A 17,492-nucleotide genomic window follows, 5' to 3' on the forward strand; every position below is an offset into this window, starting at 1 on the left:
GGGCGGGCCGTGGTGACCCGCCCTGCAAGTTTTCTCAGTCCGCGGGGACTAGAACTGCAACTTCAGCTTGTTCAGCAGCGCTTCGTTGAGCCGGAGATACTCGTCCTTGGCCGGTCCGCCGACCTTTTGTGCGATCTCGATGGATTTTTGCGCACTGGCGATGGCCTCGTCCTTTTTGCCCAGTTTGGCGAGCAGGCGCGCTCGATGGTAGTAGATATAGAAGCCGTCGGGCTGCGCGGTGGCCGCGGCATCCATCCATTCGGCGGCTTTGGCGAGATCGTGGTCGCGGTCGAGGTAGAACATCGCCGCTTGGAAATACGGCTTCTTCTCCGCGCTCGACGCCATGACCGCTTCGATCTGCGGGAGCACCACGCTGGTGACATCCACCTCGACCTTGATCGGCACGCGGGTCTTTTCCCAGGCGAGGTAAAGGATCGCGCTCTCGTCGCGGATATCGGATACGCCAATGGCAAAGGTCTCGATCAGGTTTGGCAGCGCGATTGTCTTCGCGGCGAAGCGAACGACGTCGTTTTTCGGGTCATAACGATAGGCACCCCAGTCGGACGAGTCCTTGTGGACGATGATCGTCCACTCGTTGGGATTCGGAATGGAGAAGAGTTCGTAGGTGCCGGCGGCGACCGGCGTGCCGTTCAGCTTTACCGCCGTGCTGAACTTGATCTTCGTGGCGGCATTGGCACCCGTGCGCCACACTTGATTGTAAGGCACGAGCCCGCCGAAGATCTGGCGGTCCTTCACGCCCGGACGGGAGTAGTTGACCTCGATGTCGGTCAGGCCGACGCGCTGTTTCAGCGTCGCCGCCGGACTTGGAGCGGGGAAATCAATCTTGGGCGGTTGGGCGTCTTGCGCGCGGAGACCCGTGACGGCTACGAGGAGCAGGAGGAGTGAGGCGAGGGAACGAACCAGGGTGGAGGGCATGGATGTTGGGATGGATTGAGAACGGAGGGATGTAAGCACCCGACGGAAAAAGACAAACACGCCGCACAACACCGACTCTCCCGCCCGCCCTCCAGCACGGATCGACGAGCGGTCGTATCGTCGGGACGAACGGCGCGATCTGTCTCCTCCCGAGCGCCGGCGGCGCTACATCCGCGTGTGTCGCTCCATCGCGGTCCCGATTGCCGTGGCGGCCGCGAGCTGACTGCGAACTTCGTCATCGGTCAGCGGGCGATAGTCCTCGTACCAGAGCGAAACCGAATAGAACGGATCGGGGCGGAAGGGACAGATCACTGCGTCCACCTCGTGCGCGATGCGTTCGCAGGATTGCGCATCTCCGGCGGGCACGGCGACGAGCAGCCGGCGGGCGCCCCGTGCACGCACCGCGTGAATGGCCGCACGCATCGTGGCCCCGGTCGCCAGCCCGTCATCGGCCAGTACGACCGTTCGCCCGCGCAGGTCCAACGGCTCCGCCAGTTGATAAAGCTCCTCGCAGCGTCGCAGTTCAGCGAGCGCGCGGTCGGCGACGGCAGCGACATGAAAGCGCGAGAGCCCCATCTGGTCGATGAGCGGTTCGTCGAGAACCTCGGCTCCGTCGGACGCGATCGCGCCCAGTGCCCGGCCCGGCAGACTCGGCGCGCCGAGTTTGCGGACGATGACTACGTCGAGCGGCGCATCGAGCTGTCGCGCCAACTCGCACGCGACCGGCACGCCGCCGCGCACGAGCGCGAGCACGACGGCGGATTCCGTCCCCAAACGTTCGCGCACATGAGGCGCGAGCAGCTGTCCGGCCTCGGTGCGATCGCGATATCGCTGAGTTTCCTGGATGGTTTTCATCGTGCACATCTCCTTTCTTCGCCGACGGCACGGCGGGCCGAGCTGATCTCGGACTTCGTTCGCCGTCGCGCCGCGCGACTGCAGACCGCCGGCGTCCCGTGTTTCGCGCGGGGTGGAAATCGCTGAAGGCATACCGTCCTCCAGGGGTGCGAATTCACTGGCGCGCCTCCGACCGGGGGGCATCGGCTGACTCGATCCGGATCGGCGGCAGCGTAAAGCTAGCTCAATTCGCGCGGAGGCAAGTGATTTCGCCGCGATGCGCGCGGGAGTGGAGGCAGAGGGGCGGTCCGCGGAAAACCAGTCGCGGCACGGCACCCGCAGTTCCTCCTCGCTGAAGCGCTCTTCGACCAGCTCTTTAGCGGGGGCGACGCGCAAAAGGTCCTGCCCCGAAAGACGGGGCAGGACGTCGAGCGTTAGCCCGGAAATTTCATGAACAGGAGTGAATCTGAGTCCGAAATTTCCGTCCGCCTGCGGCGGAGCGACCTTGTCGCGGCTAGCTAGCTTTCCACCAACTCGGTTTTCCAGATCGCGAAGGCTTCCGGCCAGTCGCGTTCGGCGGCCAGGAATGCTTCCGGCCAGCCCTTCTTGATCAGATCGGCGGCCGTGTCGTCGTCCAGTTGGTTCAGGTATTCCGTGACCACGGCGCAGCGGTCGCGCCAGTTGGCAGGATACACACCGGAGGCCCAGCCATGCATGCGACGAAGATTATTATTACTGAGAACAGATTTGGGAGCTTGATTCATTTTGTTTCCAAGGTGGGGCGGTTTCGTCGACCCAAGAGAAGCGAGACGCCCGCGAGCCGCGGACGCGGTTTGGATAAAAGGCCCCGCCGGGGCGGTGGCCGGATCAGTGCGGTTGTCGACCGGTCGGCGCGTCCTTCATGCACCCGCCCGCGACCGAAACGAATCGCGAAGATCGGGGGAGGAGTACGACCGGCGTGCGCCAGGGCAGGCCGCGCGAAGCAGCGCGCCAAAGGCGACTGAAAGGGGAAGGTGATTGAACATCGTTGCTACAGGCCGCGGCGCGAGGGCCCCGGGGTGATGAGATCAGAGCGGACGTCGCTCGACCATGGGGCGCGTTTTTCGTGATGAACACGTCGTAGGAGGGCAGTCCGCTGCTCCGAGACTCGTTCAAGGTTTCGCGGAATATCGAATTTGTGAAAGGTGTACTCTGGCGCGTCGCGAGACGACGCGATCAGCGCTGGCTCGAACTCACGTGCGCGTGCCGAGGGGCCGCGCCGAGGTGAGTCCGCGCGGTCCCCGAGGCCGACGCTCAGGCGCACGAGCCCACGATCAGTTCACGGCAATGCAGCTTCGCATACTCGATGTGAAACTGGGCGTTCTGCTGTCGCCAGAACAGGAACCACTCGCGAGGAGTGAATCGCTCCTGAACCGCCGAGATGGGCAGAAAGACATGCAGCACGTGACGGTCGGCGTGGCGATCCGCGAGCTCGAGGAAAGCGTCGCCGCGCAGTTCGCGGGCGATCGGTTGCACGAATTCGCGTGCGGCCCGGGCCACCCGCGCTTCCCGCGCGAGCACGCTCGCGCGGGAGTGACCGAACGCGCCGAGGGCTTCGCGATCGTTGGCCCCGACGGGATAGAACACTTCGGGGCCCAGGCAGACGCCCAGTTTCGGCGTGAAAAACGTTCGCCCGGTCCGCCAGATGCCGCCGAACAGACCGCGATAGCCGTGATGCGTGTACCAGAGCGCCTCGCCCTGCAGTCGCAGTTCGCGGTGCACGGATTCGACATTGTCGTTCGTGAGGAGCACGAACGGCGGAATCTGCGCGGCGGGCTTGGCCGCACGCGGGAAGGAGTAGTCGTTTTTCTTCGCGGGGCGCGCGGTGTGCGCGCGCGCATTGGGAACCGGCGTCGTGCTCATGCGAGGTCCTCCGCGTGGACGATGGCGGGATGGCGGCAGACGTCCCCGGCCGGTTCCGGCCGGCGGACGCTGATACCGCGGTCGGAGACCGAGGCCTGCCACTGGACGTCACTGGCCGTGCTGCAGCCGATCACGACGGCGCCGGACCAGGAGGCGCGCGCGGGGCGGCTACGGCGCCGTCGGGTGCGCGCGGCGGCGGTTTCGAATTGGTTCACGACGAGAACGCGGGTGCGATCGCCGTGACGGTGATGAGTGATGGCAAGTGTTTCCATGGCAGAAGGAGGTTGGAGGTTGGTACTGGAGGCACGGGCGGTCGGACGACGGGCGGCGGCGCCGCATCTCCCGCGGCGTCTCAGGAAGCGACCAGGCGCGGCGACACCGTCGTGCGATCGCGATACGCGCGGATATCATCCATGGCGCGCTGCCGCATCCGAACCGTGGCCCGTCGGCGGAGCATCCGGTCGAGGCGGTCGATCAGCCAGTCGATGGATTTGTAGGCGTCGTTCGAGACCACGGACGCCAGCAGATCCGGCCCGTGCAGTTCGATCCGTCCCTTGGCGACGAACAAAGCAACGCCGTTGCGGTGCTCGCGGTCCAGGTCGACACGCACGCGAATGATGCGCGGTTCATGGCGGAAGAGCCGCTCGGCCTTGGTTTCGATGGTGGATCTCAACGCATCGGTGAGCCACAGGCGGATGCCGCGGATAACGAGCTTGGTCTCGAGTTCACGAGCTGTGGTGTGTTTCATTTTTTGGGGGCCTTTCGTTAGGGGGCTAGACGGTCAGGAGTTCGTTTTCGCGAGCGACTTCCGTCGTCGCGGTGGGGGAGGTGGAGCTCGGGTCGACGGTTGCGTCGCGCAGTGGCAGATGCGTGCGCTGCACGGTGGAGGCGCGATCGAGCCGTTCGAGGTCCGAGGCGCTGAGCGACAACTCGCCCGCAGCGACGATTTCGCGCAGCAGCGCAACCGAATTGGCGCCAATCAGCGCCGAGGTGACGTGCGGGTGGTGGAGCACCCACGCCAGCGCGATTTGCGCGGGCGTGCGGTCGTGTTCGTGGGCGAGCTGGTTCACCGTCCGCACGACCTTTGCGCCGCAGTCGAACCCGTAACGCTCGACGAGCCAACGGAGCCGGGACGTGCCCAACGCGAGCGAACTGCCCTCGCGCTTCGCCAGCAGGCCTCCGGCCAGCGGGGAGCGGGCGATCAGCCCCAGCCGGTACGTCTCGCACGCCCCGCCGAGTTCGGTTTCGACGCGGGCTCGGGCGAGCAGCGAATAGTCGGCCTGGAGGGCGTCGATCCGGCAGTGGTTGGCGCGATAGCCAGCGTGGATTTCGTTGACGAGCCGCCACGCCGGAAGTTCGGCGAACGCGAGGTAGCGCAGGCGGCCCGTGCGCACCGACTGGTCCAGCACGGCGCGAATCGCAGGCGCGATCCGCTGTGGCCCGGCCCACTCGCAGACGAGCAAATCCAGATAGTCCGTCTGGAAGCGCGCGAGCGAGTCGTCGATGCTACGCTGCAGCTGCTTCGCGAGGTCCTCCTCGGTGAGGTCCCGCGCTTCGCGCAGGCTGATGCGCGTGGCCAGAACCAGCGCCGAGCGCGCGTGACCGCGCGCGCGCCACCAGCGGCCGACCACGGCTTCGGAGGCGGCGACCGAGGCGGGACCGTCGTCGACGCCGGGATTGGGCGCGAGCGCCTGGATGAAGTTGCCGCCCGCGGCATGGTAGGCGTCGAGGACGGCGAGTGAAGTGGATTCACCAATACGCCAGCCGAAGTTCATGGTGCCGAGGCAGAACTCGGGCAGCTGGGCGCCGGTGCAACCGAAGGAGCGTTGCTTCATAGTAAGTCACGAGCTAAGGGTTGGGACATGACGGACCAAAGCCCGTCAGGAGGGTAGGTGACCAACAGCGTCGACGGCGCCCGAAGGGCTCGTCCGCTGGTGCGGAAACCGTATCCGCGGCGCGCCGGCGCTGGTGAGCGGCGAGCCGGATCTACATCCCTAGCTCGTCTGACTCACCGCGCCGGCAAGGCCGGGAAGATGACAACTACATGGAGTAATTGTCGGGAGGCTGTGGGGAAAAACTTCATTGGGTTCAGCAGCCGCGGGGACCAATGCGTGACGATTTTGTTCTGTCAAGTTTTTTTGCAGAAAAAATTTGACATCGGTGCGAAAGACACGGATCTAAAGATCCATGATCCGCCGCACCCTCCAATTTGCTTGCTGCATCCGACCGCTCCACGCGGTACGGACGGGAGTCGCGTGGATCTTCCTTGGCTAACCCGGGCCTGAGCTGAAGCGACGCGGGCCTTGTCCGCGATAGAGCCAGCTCCGGATCCCGGTTTTTCGAATACGTCACGCTAACGCGTGCGCTGCGCCTGGGCGCAACCGTCGGTTTACCCCGTCTTTCCCCTGATCGTCCAGACCGCCACGACGCGGTCGGCATCCACCCGGCACCCGCCTGTCCGGCCTCGAACCCCATCAACCCCCATGGATACCATTTACATCACCACTGAGGACAACGCCCGGCTGCGCCTGCTCCTTTTGCTCAGTCCCTACACCGATACGCGTCAACGCGAGCGCGAACTGTTGCGCCGCGGACTGGACCGCGCGGCCATTCTGCCGCTCTCGGCCGACTGGCCGGAAGCGATCCGGCTGGGCGTCGCTTTCGAATATGAGGATCTCGACAACGGCGTGATCCACACCGGCTGCCTGTGCCTGCCGGACGAGGAGGCGACGACGGCGCACGGAATCCCGGTGCTCTCTCGTTTTGGTGCCGCGGTGATCGGCTGCTGCGTGGGCAACGAAGTCTGGTGGGCGGAGATGGACCGTTCCCGGCGCATCCTGGTTCGCCGCGTCGGCACGGCCGTGGCGCACGAGCCTGGCCCGGAGGCTCTCGCCGCGGATGCCGCTCTGGCCGAACCAGCGGCGCTCGAACCGCAATTTGGGCCCGGCCGCGCCGAATTGCAGACCGCCTAGCGCGCCGGCGCACGCCCCTCTGTCGCCATGCTCAGACGCATTTACGTCTTCAGCTTTTCGTCCTGTGCGTGCCGCGCCCGCGGCGGGCGGCACGTCGGGGACGGAGCGGCACGGGCCAAGCGGTCGGTCATTCACGACTGTCCCGGATAGCCCGCCCGCGAGTCCGCGCGGGAGCCCAGTGACTCAGCTACGCTGAGCCGCGGCTCGCGGCCGAGTGCGGGCAGCGAAGAGCTGCCCGGCGCTGGCCTGCAGCCGATCTCGGCCCCCGGCGCACCGCCGCTGTCGGCGCCCGTTCTCGACGAACCTCGATCCCATTGCGCCGCCCGGGCGAAGCCGCGAGCGCGAATCCTCCCACTCCTTCCACTTTCCACTCCTTCGTCCACTCCCTTCGTCATGATCATCCTTCACGTCACCGATCTTCACTTCAACCAGCGCTGGTATGACTGGCTATCGGACCGCGCGCCGGCGCACGACGTGCTGGTACTTTCCGGCGACTTGCTTGATCTGGCAAACGCAACGCCGGCAGCCCGGCAGGCCGCCTGGGTCAGCGATTGGGCGCAGAGCATCGGCACGCCGATGTGCGTGTGCAGCGGGAATCACGATCTGGAATGGGACAGCGCCCTCGAGCGCTGGCGGCCGGCATTGTGGCTGCGCGATCTGGCCGGTCCCACGCGCTGGATTGATGGCCAGGCCGGTACGATCGGCGGGCTCCGCTTCCTCAGCATCGGCTGCGCCACGCGGCCGAAGGGCGGCGAAGCCGACGTCTGGGTCGTGCACGCTCCACCCATCGGCGTGCTGACCGGCCGGCGGATCGGTGGCCGCGACGGCGGCGACCCGGAACTCGCCGCGCGCGTTGCGCGTTTCGCTCCGCAGATCGTCTGCTCGGGCCACGTCCACGATCCGACGCATTGGTGCGCCCGCTCCGGCGGGACGCTGTATCTGAATCCTGGGCATACCGCCGATGCGCTGGTTCCGAACCACATCCTGATCGATACGGAACAAATGCATGCCCGCGGCGTGATGGGCTGCCGCGTGGCGGAAACCGTCGCCGGGCCAACCGCCCGGGAGCTCGCGACGCCCGCGGCGGCCGTCCCCGGGTGAGCCGCTCAACCCCTCCATCGACCCTCCAACCACTAACCTCCCTCTCGAAACCCAAACATAACAAAAGCATGAATACCAGTCCCCTCTACTTCTCCATCGAAGATTACACCAAGCTCAGCCTCCTGGCCACGGCCACCAGCCGGCCCGGTACGCCGAGCCAGCTCCGGAGCGAATTGAGCCGCGGCGTCGTGGTCGACGCGACCGCGCTGCCGCCGACCGCGATCCGGCTCGGCTCGACCGTCGAAATCGAGGATCTTGAATCCGGCGAGATCGAAACCTACACGCTGGTGCTGCCCGAGCAGGCCAACGTCGACGCGCGCAAGCTCTCGGTGCTCGCCCCGATCGGAACGGCGGTCATCGGCTGCCTGCAGGGCGCGGAGGTGGCGTGGTCCACGCCGGGCGGAACCCGGCGACTCCGCATCGGCCGGGTGAGTCCGCCCGCCGAACCGGCCACGCCGGTCGGACTGACGCTGCCGTTGGCGCTACCCAGCGCCTCGTAGACCCCGCCGCAGGGCGATCGCGCCCTGCGGCTTGCCCCCACGAACCCATCCCTCCAGCCATGGAATTCAAGAATCGCATTGTCCTCATTGGTTTTGGCGTCGTCGCGCGCGCGCTGCTTCCGCTCTTGATCAAGCATCTGCGCGTCGCGCCGGCTCGTATCGTCGTCATCGACTTCGCGAATCGGGAAGCCGCGCTCCAGCCGTGGATCGCGAAAGGCCTGAAGTTTATCCATGAACGGGTCACCCCGTTCAGCTTGGCGCGGCTGTTGTCATCGCATGCCGGCCGCGGCGATCTGATCGTCGATCTGGCCTGGAGCATCGACTTCTTCGACATCGCGCGCTGGGCGCACGAGAACGAGGTCGTCTACGTCAACGCCTCGCTCGAGTCGTGGGATCCCGGTGAGGAGATGCAGCGCAAGACGCCATTCGAGAAGTCGCTCTACGCCCGTTACGCGAAACTGCTGCCGTTGCGCGAAGCGTGGCGCGGTGCGACGACGGCGCTCGTCGATCAGGGGGCGAATCCCGGATTGATCTCGCCGTTCGTCAAAGCCGGGCTGCTCGACATCGCGGCGGCCGTGGTCGAGGAAAAGAAAGTTCCCGGCCCGATCGTGCGACGATTGCGGCAGGCGAGCCAGGCGGGGAATTTCGCCGAGTTGGCCCGCACGCTCGGCGTCAAAACGATTCACTGCAGCGAGTGGGACACCCAGCGCTCGAACGTGGCGAAGTCGCCGGACGAGTTCGTGTCGACATGGAGCCCCGACGCGATGTGGGAGGAATCCATCTCGCCTTCGGAGCTCGGCTGGGGGACGCACGAAAAGCAGCTGCCGCCCGCGGCGCTGCAGCCGGAAGTCGGACCACGCAATCAGATCATCCTGCCGCACATGGGCCTCAACACCTGGGTGCGCTCGTGGGTGCCGAACCAGGAGATCGTCGGAATGCTGATGGCGCACGGCGAATCGTTCGGATTGTCGCACGCGCTGACGGTGTACAAGAACGGCCGGCCGGTTTATCGGCCGACAGTCAACTACTCGTACATGCCCTGTGCGGACAGCCTCGTCTCATTGCACGAGCTGCGCGCCCGCAACTACGAGCTGCACCCCAAGACGCGGATTCCGACCGACGAGATCGTGGCGGGGACGGACGTCGTGGGCGCATTGATCATGGGGCACCCATTCGGCGCCTGGTGGATCGGGAGCATTCTCTCGATCGACGAGGCCCGGAAGAAAGTGCCCGGCTGCAATGCGACGGCGTTGCAGGTCGCGAGCGGCGTGCTCGCGGGTACGTTGTGGGCGCTGCGCAATCCCCGCGCGGGCCTCCGGCTGCCCGAGGACCTCCCGCATCGCGAGATTCTCGATACCGCCCGCCCGTATCTGGGGCAGTTCGTGTCGGTTCGGTCCGATTGGACGCCGCTCAGCCGGCACCGCGAATATTTCACCGACGGTCCCGCCAGCACGGTCGACCGATCGGATCCCTGGCAGTTTCAAAACTTCATCTTCAAACCCTAGCCGGCGCCGCCGGCCTGAGCTGATCCCCATGCGAACTTCCCAATTCGGAGAAACCTCCCTCACTGTTTCCGAACTTTGTCTCGGCACGTCGACCTTCGCGCGTTACGCGAACCAGCAGGAAAGCTTTGCGATCCTGGACGCGTTTCGCGCGGCGGGCGGCAACCTGATTCAGACCAGCGGACAGTGCCCCGGCGCGAGCCTCGGCGACGGGCTGCTCGGCTGGCCCGAGGAGTTCCTGGGTCGCTGGATGAGAGCGCGGAGCGTGCCGCGGAGCGAGCTGATCATCGGCACGCGGATCGCGGTGGCGAAGCCGGTCGTGGGCGGAGTGAAAGCGTATCAGCAGGCGATGCTGGACTGCGTGCATGATTCGCTGCGCCGGATGGGCCTCGCCCATCTCGACCTTCTGCTCGTCGAGTGGACGAGTGATCTGTTGCCGCTGGAAGAGAGCATGGCCTGCTTGGACGCGCTCGTCCGGCGCGGCGTGGTACGTCACGTGGTGGCAGCGCATTTCCCGGTCGAGCATCTGGCGCAAGCCTGCGGCGCGCGGCCGACCGCACTCGATGGCGTGCAACTCGACTACTCGCTCGTCTATCGTGCGCGCTACGAAATGGACGCCGCGCCGCTGTGCCGCGAGCACGGGCTCGGCTTCATCGCGCGTTCGCCGCTCGCCGGCGGCTATCTGGTCTCGACGCCGCCGCCGCGGATCGGCTCGTTCCGCTGTCGCACCTACGATGATCCGGCGGCGGCGCAAGCGGCTGGTCGCGGTTGGTCAACCCTGTCCGCGGTCGCAACGGCCCACTGCGGTTCGCCGGCGCAGATCGCGCTGGCCTGGGTCCTGGGTCAGCCGCGCGTCGACGCTGTGCTAATCAGCGCGCGCGATGTGCTACAACTGCGCGAGCTGATCGGGGCGACCGGCTTGACGCTCTCGTCTGAGGACCGGCACCGATTGGAGGCTGCGACGGAACCTTCAGGCGACGGCGCGGGACGATCGAGAGATGAAATATCCGAGCGCGTCCGCTTCGGTGAGACTGGCCGCCTCGGGCACGGGGCGCTGGTGAAAGGACAGGTGTGATGATTTCGATTCCATCTCCAGGTCGTCGCGGCGGCGCGGCGATGCGTTGCGGTCCGGAATGCCGGCATGCGGAGCGGTTGCGCTCGCCCTATGCCGAGTGGGTCTGGTGTCACCGTCACGACGCCACGCAGCGGCTCCATCACGAACGTTCCTGGTGCCAGCATTACAGCGCCGGTTCGCGCGACGCTCGCGGGTCCGGACGAGCGGCGGCGGCATTCCAGCGCGCGAGGGAGGAAGCAGCATCATGAACACGAGATCGTTCCAGAATCCCTTCAGCGGAGAAGCCCCGGCTGGAGCCGTGATGGCGGCTCTGGCGCGGTTGCTGGCGAACCTGCCGGGCTTTGTTTACCGGAGCCGGCCGGACGCGCAGCGCACGATGGAATTTGTGAGCGATCGTTGCCGCGATCTCACGGGTTACGATCCCCATCGTTTCATCGAAAACCAGAGTCTTACCTACGGGGCCCTGATTCATCCGGCTGACCGGGCTCGGGTGGACGGCATCATCTTTAATGCGGCGGCGCGGGGCCGGCGGTTCACCTGCGGGTATCGGCTGCAGACCGCGTACGGCGGTTGCGTGGAAGTCGTGGACCGGGGCGTGGGTGTGCTGGACGAAACCGGTGCGCTGTGCGCGATCGAAGGTTATATCTACCGTGCGGACGGAGCGCGAGAGCCGGGCGAGCTCGACGTGCCTGGCGTGCTGGACGTTGACGACGCCACCTCCGAGTTAGTCGACCGGATGCTCCGCACGCGCACTCCCGACGTGCCTGCGCCGATTCCCACGGCGATCGAGTGACGCTACCGCGGGCGAGGAGTCTTCCCTCGCGGCGCAACGGCAGCTGACGGCTCGCCGCGTCACGCGGGGCGACAGCGCGGCGGGGGTGGAATTTAGCCTCGGGCCCTCCGATTCGGGAGTCGGCTGATCCCTGAACCGCCGGATTGTGAATAACAAATCGCGGATTCCGCCCCGTCTTTGCTTGACGTTGGTGGGTTGAATTGGGTTGAAATGGGGCACTTTGGGGCACTTGGCGGTTCCCCACCCATGGCGCAACCCGGCAAAGCTTTCTACACGGGCCTTTTCAGGCACACCCTCGACGACAAGTTTCGGCTCACGATTCCGTCGGCGTGGCGCACTGCGCACGGGGAAGGCGACATGTTTCTCGCGACGCCGCATCCGGACGGCTACATCGCGGTGTTGCCGCCGGCTGAGGTGGAGAAACTCCACGCGAAAATCGCGCAAATCGCGTTGAGCGACGGCGGCGGTCAGGATTTCGCCGCGCGGTTTTTTGCGCAGACGCAGTCGTTCTCCTTCGACAAGGCCGGTCGCATCGGTCTCGAAGACGCGTTGCTGTCCCACGCGGGGATCGAGCGCGATGCCGTGCTCGTGGGCTCGCTGACCAAGTTTAACATCTACGCTCCGGCGCGCTGGGAGAAAGTCGAGGCGCGCACCGCGGGCGAGAACTTCGGCGACCTCATGCGCCGCCTGGGGGTTTGAGCATGTCGCACCACGCTCGCTCCGTCCTCAAGCGCTCCCGCCGGCAAACCGCCAAAGCCGCCGCTCGGCGCGCCGCGAACGCCGCGCGCGAGACTCCAGGCGTTGTGACCGACGCGACGCCGATCGCGCGGGTGCGCGACGGCCTCGTGCTGCGTGCCGTCCGCCAACCTTCCAGTTCGAGGAACCAGCCCGATGAGCGCGGCGCTTGCTGAAACTCCGCTCGCGACCATGACGCCGGGTCACCAGCCTGTCCTGCTCCGCGAAGTGCTGGGTTTTCTCGCCCCGCGCGCCCGCGGACGCTACCTGGATTGCACCTTCGGCGGCGGTGGACACACCCGCGCGCTGCTGGAAGCGGCGGCGGAGGTTCGCGTCGTGGCGCTCGATCGCGATCCGGCAGCGCAGCCCCGCGCGGCTGCATTGCGCGAGACGTTCGGCGAGCGGTTTGAATTTATCGATCGCGACTTCGGCCGGCTCGCGGAGCTTCCGCACGAAGGTTTCGACGGCGTGCTGTTTGATTTCGGCGTCTCGTCGTTTCAACTCGACGAGACGGAGCGCGGCTTCTCGTTCCGGCACGACGCGCCGGCGGACATGCGCATGGATCCGCGGAGTGGGGTGCCGGCAAGCCAGTGGCTCGAGACCGCCACGGAGGAAATGCTGGTCCGAGCGATACGCGATTTTGGAGAGGAACAACACTGGCGGCGGATCGTGCGAGCGATTCGCGACGCGCGGGGCACGGGCGCGCTGGCGCGGACGGCTTCGCTCGCTGAGTTGATTGCGGCGGCGATTCCCGCGTGCGACCGGCATGCGGCGAAGATCCATCCGGCGACGCGCGCGTTTCAAGGCGTTCGGATCGCGGTGAACGACGAGATCGGCGCGATCGAGCGCGCACTGCCGGCGGCGTTCGCCAAACTCGCGCCCGGCGGCGTGCTGTGCGTCATCAGTTTCCATTCGCTCGAGGATCGTCCGGCCAAGCAATTCTTCCGCCGGATGTGCGGCCAACCCGAAAGCGCCGCTGATGCTACGCCGCAGGATCTGCGCGTGAAGCTCGCCGATCCGTTGACCCGTCGGCCCGTCACGCCCGCCGACGACGAACTCGCCGCCAACCCCCGCAGCCGCTCGGCCAAGCTCCGCGCGCTGCGCCGACTCTGATCTTCCCGCCCCCATCCGACCCCGGCAGATGAACACGTTTTCAACCCACGGCTTCGTCAACCAGCTCATGGTGTATACGCTCGTGATGATCGGCTTCAGCGGCTCGATCGGCTTGGGCACGGTCTGGATGCGGCATCAAATCTCGGTGACGGCCAACTCCACGCGCCAGCTGGCGGCGCGCATCACCGAAGTCGAGCGGCACCTGGCCGAGACGACCGCGGCGGCGGAAAGCGAGCGCGATCCCGACGTGTTGCTGCGACGCAACGTCGAATGGCGGCTCGGCCTCGTTCCGCCCAGCCAAAACCAGATTGTCCATGTGACGCAGGATCCGGTCCTCAATCTTGCCGCCAAACGCAACCGCGGCCTCTTCGGTGATCGTCCGGCAACGGTCTCCTTCCCGCTGGCGCTGCAGCGCTGACCGCCATGTCGAAGGGCTTCGCCTCCAGTTACCGCCTCGTCCTGCTCGCGGTGGCGATTGTCGGCGGTTTCTGCGCGCTCGGCGTGCGGCTGGTTTTCCTGCACGTGATCGATCGCGAGGAGTTGGTGCGCGTCGTCGAGAAGGCGCGTCGCCAGATCATCGCCGAGCCGGCGCGCCGCGGCGACATCGTTTCCTCGCGCGCGACCGCCCGCGGCAACCTGCAGGAGCGCGCGTTGGATCGGCGCGAGAGCATCCTGGCCACGAGCCGGTCGATGATCATCCTCGGTGTCGATCCGCAATCGCTGCGGCCCGAGGACGAGAAAAAGTGGCCGCAGCTGGCGGAGTTGATCGGTCTGCCGCTGCGCGACCTCGAACGGGTGTTTCGCACCAAAACGCGGCCGGTGACCGCGAAAGGCGAAGCGGCCGAGGCAAATCCGTTCCTCAGCGCCCTGGCCGGGAAAACCGAGGAGGAGGCGGAGGAACCCGATTTCGTTGCCGAGTCGCAGGCGAACGATGCGGTGGACGCGAACGGCGAACGGCCGATTCGCTGGGCCAAGCTGAGTGAGAACGTCAGCGAAGGGACCTACACGCTGATCCGGCAGCTGAATATCCGCGGGGTTTATGGCAACCGCGTCTATCGCCGCACTTATCCGCACAACAGTCTGGCGGCGCACCTCATCGGTTACGTGAACAAGGCCGGTGAAGCCGCGGATGGCGTGGAACGCTACGCGGACTTCTACCTGCGCGGTCGTGATGGCTGGCGGGAAGGTGAGCGCGACGGCAAGGGCCGCGAAGTCGCGCAGTTCCGCACGCGCGAGGTGGCGCCGTCCGACGGCTACTCCGTGGTGCTCTCGATCGATACCGCGGTGCAGCACATGGCCGAGGAGGAACTGGCGAACATCGCCGCGACCCTCAATCCGCAGAAGGCCACGATCATCATCAGCGATCCGAACACCGGGTTCATCTGGGCGATGGCCAACTACCCGACCTTCGATCTCAACACCTACAGCAAGATTCCCAAAAGCCAGCAGCGTGTGATGCGCAACGTCGCTGTCGCCGACATCTACGAGCCGGGCTCGACGTTCAAGATCGTGGCGCTGTCCGGCGCGTTGAACGAGGGCGTGGTCACGCCCGAGACCCGGTTCGACTGCAGCATCACGAGCGTGATGGACGATCTCGGCAAGATGCGCAGCCTGCCGGGCGAGGATCACCGTTTCACCGAGCCATTGTCCGTGGCTCAGATCGCCTCGAAATCGAGCAATCGCGGCGCCGCGCAGCTCGCGATCCAGCTTGGCCGGCAGCGCTTCTACGACTACGCGCACGCCTTCGGCTTCGGCGAACGCACGGGATTCCCCGTCGGCGCCGAGGAGAACGGCGTGTTGACCTCGCCGAAATCGCCGAACTGGGACGGGCTCACCATCACCCGCATGCCGATGGGCCACTCCGTCGACGCGACGGCGCTGCAGATGCACATGGCGATGGGCGTGATCGCGAGCGGCGGCGAACTGCTGCGGCCGCAAATCATCAGGGAGATCCGCGATGCCTCCGGCGAAGTGGTTTATCGTTACGGCCCGGTCGTGAAACACCGCGCGATCTCGACGCAAACCGCGCGAACGATGCGCCGGCTGCTGCAAGGCGTCGTGATCGAGGGCACGGGCCGGCAGGCCGCGATTCCGAATTTCGAAGTCGCGGGCAAGACCGGCTCGACGCAGAAGCTGATCGACGGCGTCTACTCCAGCCAGCACCACGTCGCTTCGTTCGTCGGGTTTTTTCCGGCCAGCCAGCCGCAGGTTGCGATCTCCGTCATTGTGGACGACGCTAACCCGTTGAAAGGCCCGTACGCGTCCGGCGGGACGGTCGCGGCGCCTTCCTTCAAGCGGCTTGGTGAACAGCTTATCCAGTATCTTGATATCAGGCCCGTCTATTCCGAGGCGGGCACCAGCAACCTTGCCATGGGGGGACTCCGCCGGTGATCGGCTATCTTTCACAAAACTATCCGTTGATTCACGCCTTCGCGCCGCAGGCCAGCCCGCGCGGCCGCACGCGTGAGGAGACTCAAATCCGCAACCGCGTTTTCAAAATGGCTCCCAAACTCTCCGACTATTTCGGTGAAGCCGAAATCGTGGCCGTCAAAGGCAGCCTCGACCGCCCGATCTCCGGGCTCGTGCTCGACAGCCGCCGCGTGGTGCCGGGCAACCTCTTCTTTGCGCTGCCGGGTCTGCGCGCGGACGGCGCGTCGTTCATCGACGAGGCCGTGAACCGCGGCGCGGTGGCGATCGTGACGCAGAAGATGCCGGCGCACCCGCCGGGCAAGGTCACGGTGATCCAGGTCGCCGATGCCCGCGCGACGCTCGCGCGCGTGGCGCAGCGTTACTACAAGTTCCCCGATCGCGACATGACCGTGATCGGCGTCACGGGCACCAACGGCAAGACGACCGTCACGCACCTGCTGAAGCATTTCCTCAACGGCGACCAGCGCGTGGGCCTGCTGGGCACGATCAACTACGATCTGGGCGCCCGCACGGTGCCGGCGTATCGCACGACGCCCGAATCGCTCGACATCTACGGCATGATGGCGCAAATGCGCGACGCCGGCTGCCGCCAGGCGGTGATGGAAGTCAGCTCGCACGGCATCGACCAGCAGCGCGTGGCCGGGCTGCAGTTCGGCGCGGCGGTGTTCACCAATCTCACCCGCGATCATCTCGACTACCACAAGACGCTCGACGCGTACTTCGAGGTGAAGAAGCGGCTGTTCACCGGCGGCACCGGTGCGGCTCCCAAGGTGGCGGTGGTCAATTTCGACGATCCCTACGGCGTTACGCTCGCCGCCAGCCTGAAACGCGAACACCAGTCAGCCAAGCTGGTGACGTTCGGGGAAAACCTGCAGGCCGACGTGCGCGCCGAGAACGTACACCTGAACTTCACCAACAGCACGTTCCGGCTGGTCTGGCCCGGCGGCACGATGGAAATCGAGTCGCCGCTGATCGGTCGCTATAACGTGAGCAACCTCCTGGCGGCGATTGCGGCCGCGTGGGGCCTGGGTCGCGATCCGTTCGTGTTCCTGGCGCGGCTGCGCGCGTTCAAGGGCGTGCCCGGCCGCATGGAGCGGATCGACGAGGGCCAGCCGTACAACGTGCTGGTCGACTACGCGCACACCGATGACGCGTTGCGCAACGCGCTCGGCATGCTGCGCGCGATCACGCCGGGCCGGCTGTTCGTGGTGTTCGGTTGCGGCGGCAACCGCGATCGCACGAAACGACCGTTGATGGTGAAGGCCGTGCAGGAGTTCGCCGATTTCGCCTTCGCCACCGCCGACAATCCGCGCGCCGAGCCGCTGCCGCAGATCTTCGACGACATGAAAGCCGGCGTCCTGGCACCGGAAAAAATCACCTGGATCGAGGACCGCCGCCGGGCGATCAGCCTCGCGCTCGATGCCGCGAAAGCCGGCGATTGCCTGCTGATCGCGGGCAAGGGGCACGAGAGTTATCAGGAATTTGCCGACACTGTGATCCCCTTCGACGACCGCCAGGTCGTGCGCGAGCTGATCGGGATCAAGAACCTGAAGGAGGCCAGAGGGTGAGCGCGCAGTCCGGACTGCCGCCTTCCACCGG

The 17,492-nt window shown here is 66.2% G+C and carries 18 protein-coding genes; 11 read left to right on the plus strand and 7 right to left on the minus strand.

The window, feature by feature from the left end:
- Nucleotides 1-48: 48 nt before the first annotated feature.
- The 7 genes from OTER_RS13235 to OTER_RS13265 form a co-directional block, all read right to left on the minus strand.
- Nucleotides 49-936, minus strand: coding sequence for a DUF2911 domain-containing protein (locus OTER_RS13235; protein ID WP_012375428.1), 888 nt, complete (start codon nucleotides 934-936; stop codon nucleotides 49-51).
- A 165-nt stretch (nucleotides 937-1,101) separates the two neighbouring features.
- A complete protein-coding gene (locus OTER_RS13240; protein ID WP_012375429.1) occupies nucleotides 1,102-1,791 on the minus strand; it encodes a phosphoribosyltransferase in 690 nt (229 codons plus the stop codon).
- Between the two features lie 497 nt (nucleotides 1,792-2,288).
- Entirely contained in the window at nucleotides 2,289-2,534 is a 246-nt protein-coding gene (locus OTER_RS13245; protein ID WP_148218114.1) for a hypothetical protein, read from the minus strand.
- A gap of 529 nt (nucleotides 2,535-3,063) precedes the next feature.
- Entirely contained in the window at nucleotides 3,064-3,672 is a 609-nt protein-coding gene (locus tag OTER_RS13250; RefSeq protein ID WP_012375431.1) for a hypothetical protein, read from the minus strand.
- Complete coding sequence (locus OTER_RS13255; protein ID WP_012375432.1) at nucleotides 3,669-3,944, minus strand: hypothetical protein; 276 nt, start codon at nucleotides 3,942-3,944, stop codon at nucleotides 3,669-3,671. The genes OTER_RS13250 and OTER_RS13255 overlap by 4 nt, the downstream gene beginning before the upstream one ends.
- Nucleotides 3,945-4,024: 80 nt before the next feature.
- Nucleotides 4,025-4,420 carry a ribosome hibernation-promoting factor, HPF/YfiA family gene (gene hpf / locus OTER_RS13260; protein WP_012375433.1) on the minus strand — a complete coding sequence of 132 codons (396 nt, stop codon included), beginning with the start codon at nucleotides 4,418-4,420 and terminating at the stop codon, nucleotides 4,025-4,027.
- 25 nt (nucleotides 4,421-4,445) lie between these two features.
- Nucleotides 4,446-5,507, minus strand: a complete 1,062-nt coding sequence (locus OTER_RS13265) for an aldo/keto reductase (protein ID WP_012375434.1) — start codon at nucleotides 5,505-5,507, stop codon at nucleotides 4,446-4,448.
- A 648-nt stretch (nucleotides 5,508-6,155) separates the two neighbouring features.
- Between OTER_RS13265 and OTER_RS13270 the strand changes: the two genes are divergently transcribed.
- From OTER_RS13270 to OTER_RS13325, 11 genes are all read left to right on the plus strand, one after another.
- On the plus strand, nucleotides 6,156-6,644 hold the full coding sequence (locus tag OTER_RS13270) for a hypothetical protein (RefSeq protein ID WP_012375435.1): 489 nt from the start codon (nucleotides 6,156-6,158) through the stop codon (nucleotides 6,642-6,644).
- A 393-nt stretch (nucleotides 6,645-7,037) separates the two neighbouring features.
- Complete coding sequence (locus tag OTER_RS24195; RefSeq protein WP_012375436.1) at nucleotides 7,038-7,745, plus strand: metallophosphoesterase family protein; 708 nt, start codon at nucleotides 7,038-7,040, stop codon at nucleotides 7,743-7,745.
- 68 nt (nucleotides 7,746-7,813) lie between these two features.
- The gene (locus OTER_RS13280; protein ID WP_012375437.1) at nucleotides 7,814-8,245 is read left to right on the plus strand and encodes a GreA/GreB family elongation factor; all 432 of its coding nucleotides are present in this window, start codon (nucleotides 7,814-7,816) and stop codon (nucleotides 8,243-8,245) included.
- 59 nt (nucleotides 8,246-8,304) lie between these two features.
- Nucleotides 8,305-9,750, plus strand: a complete 1,446-nt coding sequence (locus OTER_RS13285) for a saccharopine dehydrogenase NADP-binding domain-containing protein (RefSeq protein WP_012375438.1) — start codon at nucleotides 8,305-8,307, stop codon at nucleotides 9,748-9,750.
- Between the two features lie 28 nt (nucleotides 9,751-9,778).
- The gene (locus OTER_RS13290) at nucleotides 9,779-10,822 is read left to right on the plus strand and encodes an aldo/keto reductase (RefSeq protein ID WP_012375439.1); all 1,044 of its coding nucleotides are present in this window, start codon (nucleotides 9,779-9,781) and stop codon (nucleotides 10,820-10,822) included.
- Nucleotides 10,823-11,066: 244 nt separating this feature from the next.
- Nucleotides 11,067-11,615, plus strand: coding sequence for a PAS domain-containing protein (locus OTER_RS13295; RefSeq protein WP_158305434.1), 549 nt, complete (start codon nucleotides 11,067-11,069; stop codon nucleotides 11,613-11,615).
- Between the two features lie 246 nt (nucleotides 11,616-11,861).
- A complete protein-coding gene (locus tag OTER_RS13300; protein ID WP_044891768.1) occupies nucleotides 11,862-12,314 on the plus strand; it encodes a division/cell wall cluster transcriptional repressor MraZ in 453 nt (150 codons plus the stop codon).
- A 228-nt stretch (nucleotides 12,315-12,542) separates the two neighbouring features.
- Nucleotides 12,543-13,463, plus strand: a complete 921-nt coding sequence (gene rsmH / locus OTER_RS13310; protein WP_012375442.1) for a 16S rRNA (cytosine(1402)-N(4))-methyltransferase RsmH — start codon at nucleotides 12,543-12,545, stop codon at nucleotides 13,461-13,463.
- Between the two features lie 28 nt (nucleotides 13,464-13,491).
- On the plus strand, nucleotides 13,492-13,881 hold the full coding sequence (locus tag OTER_RS13315; protein WP_012375443.1) for a hypothetical protein: 390 nt from the start codon (nucleotides 13,492-13,494) through the stop codon (nucleotides 13,879-13,881).
- Nucleotides 13,882-13,886: 5 nt separating this feature from the next.
- On the plus strand, nucleotides 13,887-15,854 hold the full coding sequence (locus OTER_RS13320; RefSeq protein ID WP_012375444.1) for a peptidoglycan D,D-transpeptidase FtsI family protein: 1,968 nt from the start codon (nucleotides 13,887-13,889) through the stop codon (nucleotides 15,852-15,854).
- A gap of 107 nt (nucleotides 15,855-15,961) precedes the next feature.
- Complete coding sequence (locus OTER_RS13325; RefSeq protein WP_012375445.1) at nucleotides 15,962-17,461, plus strand: UDP-N-acetylmuramoyl-L-alanyl-D-glutamate--2,6-diaminopimelate ligase; 1,500 nt, start codon at nucleotides 15,962-15,964, stop codon at nucleotides 17,459-17,461.
- Nucleotides 17,462-17,492 lie beyond the last annotated feature (31 nt).

The organism is Opitutus terrae PB90-1 (genome assembly GCF_000019965.1).
In the GTDB taxonomy this organism is placed as follows: Bacteria; Verrucomicrobiota; Verrucomicrobiia; order Opitutales; family Opitutaceae; genus Opitutus; species Opitutus terrae.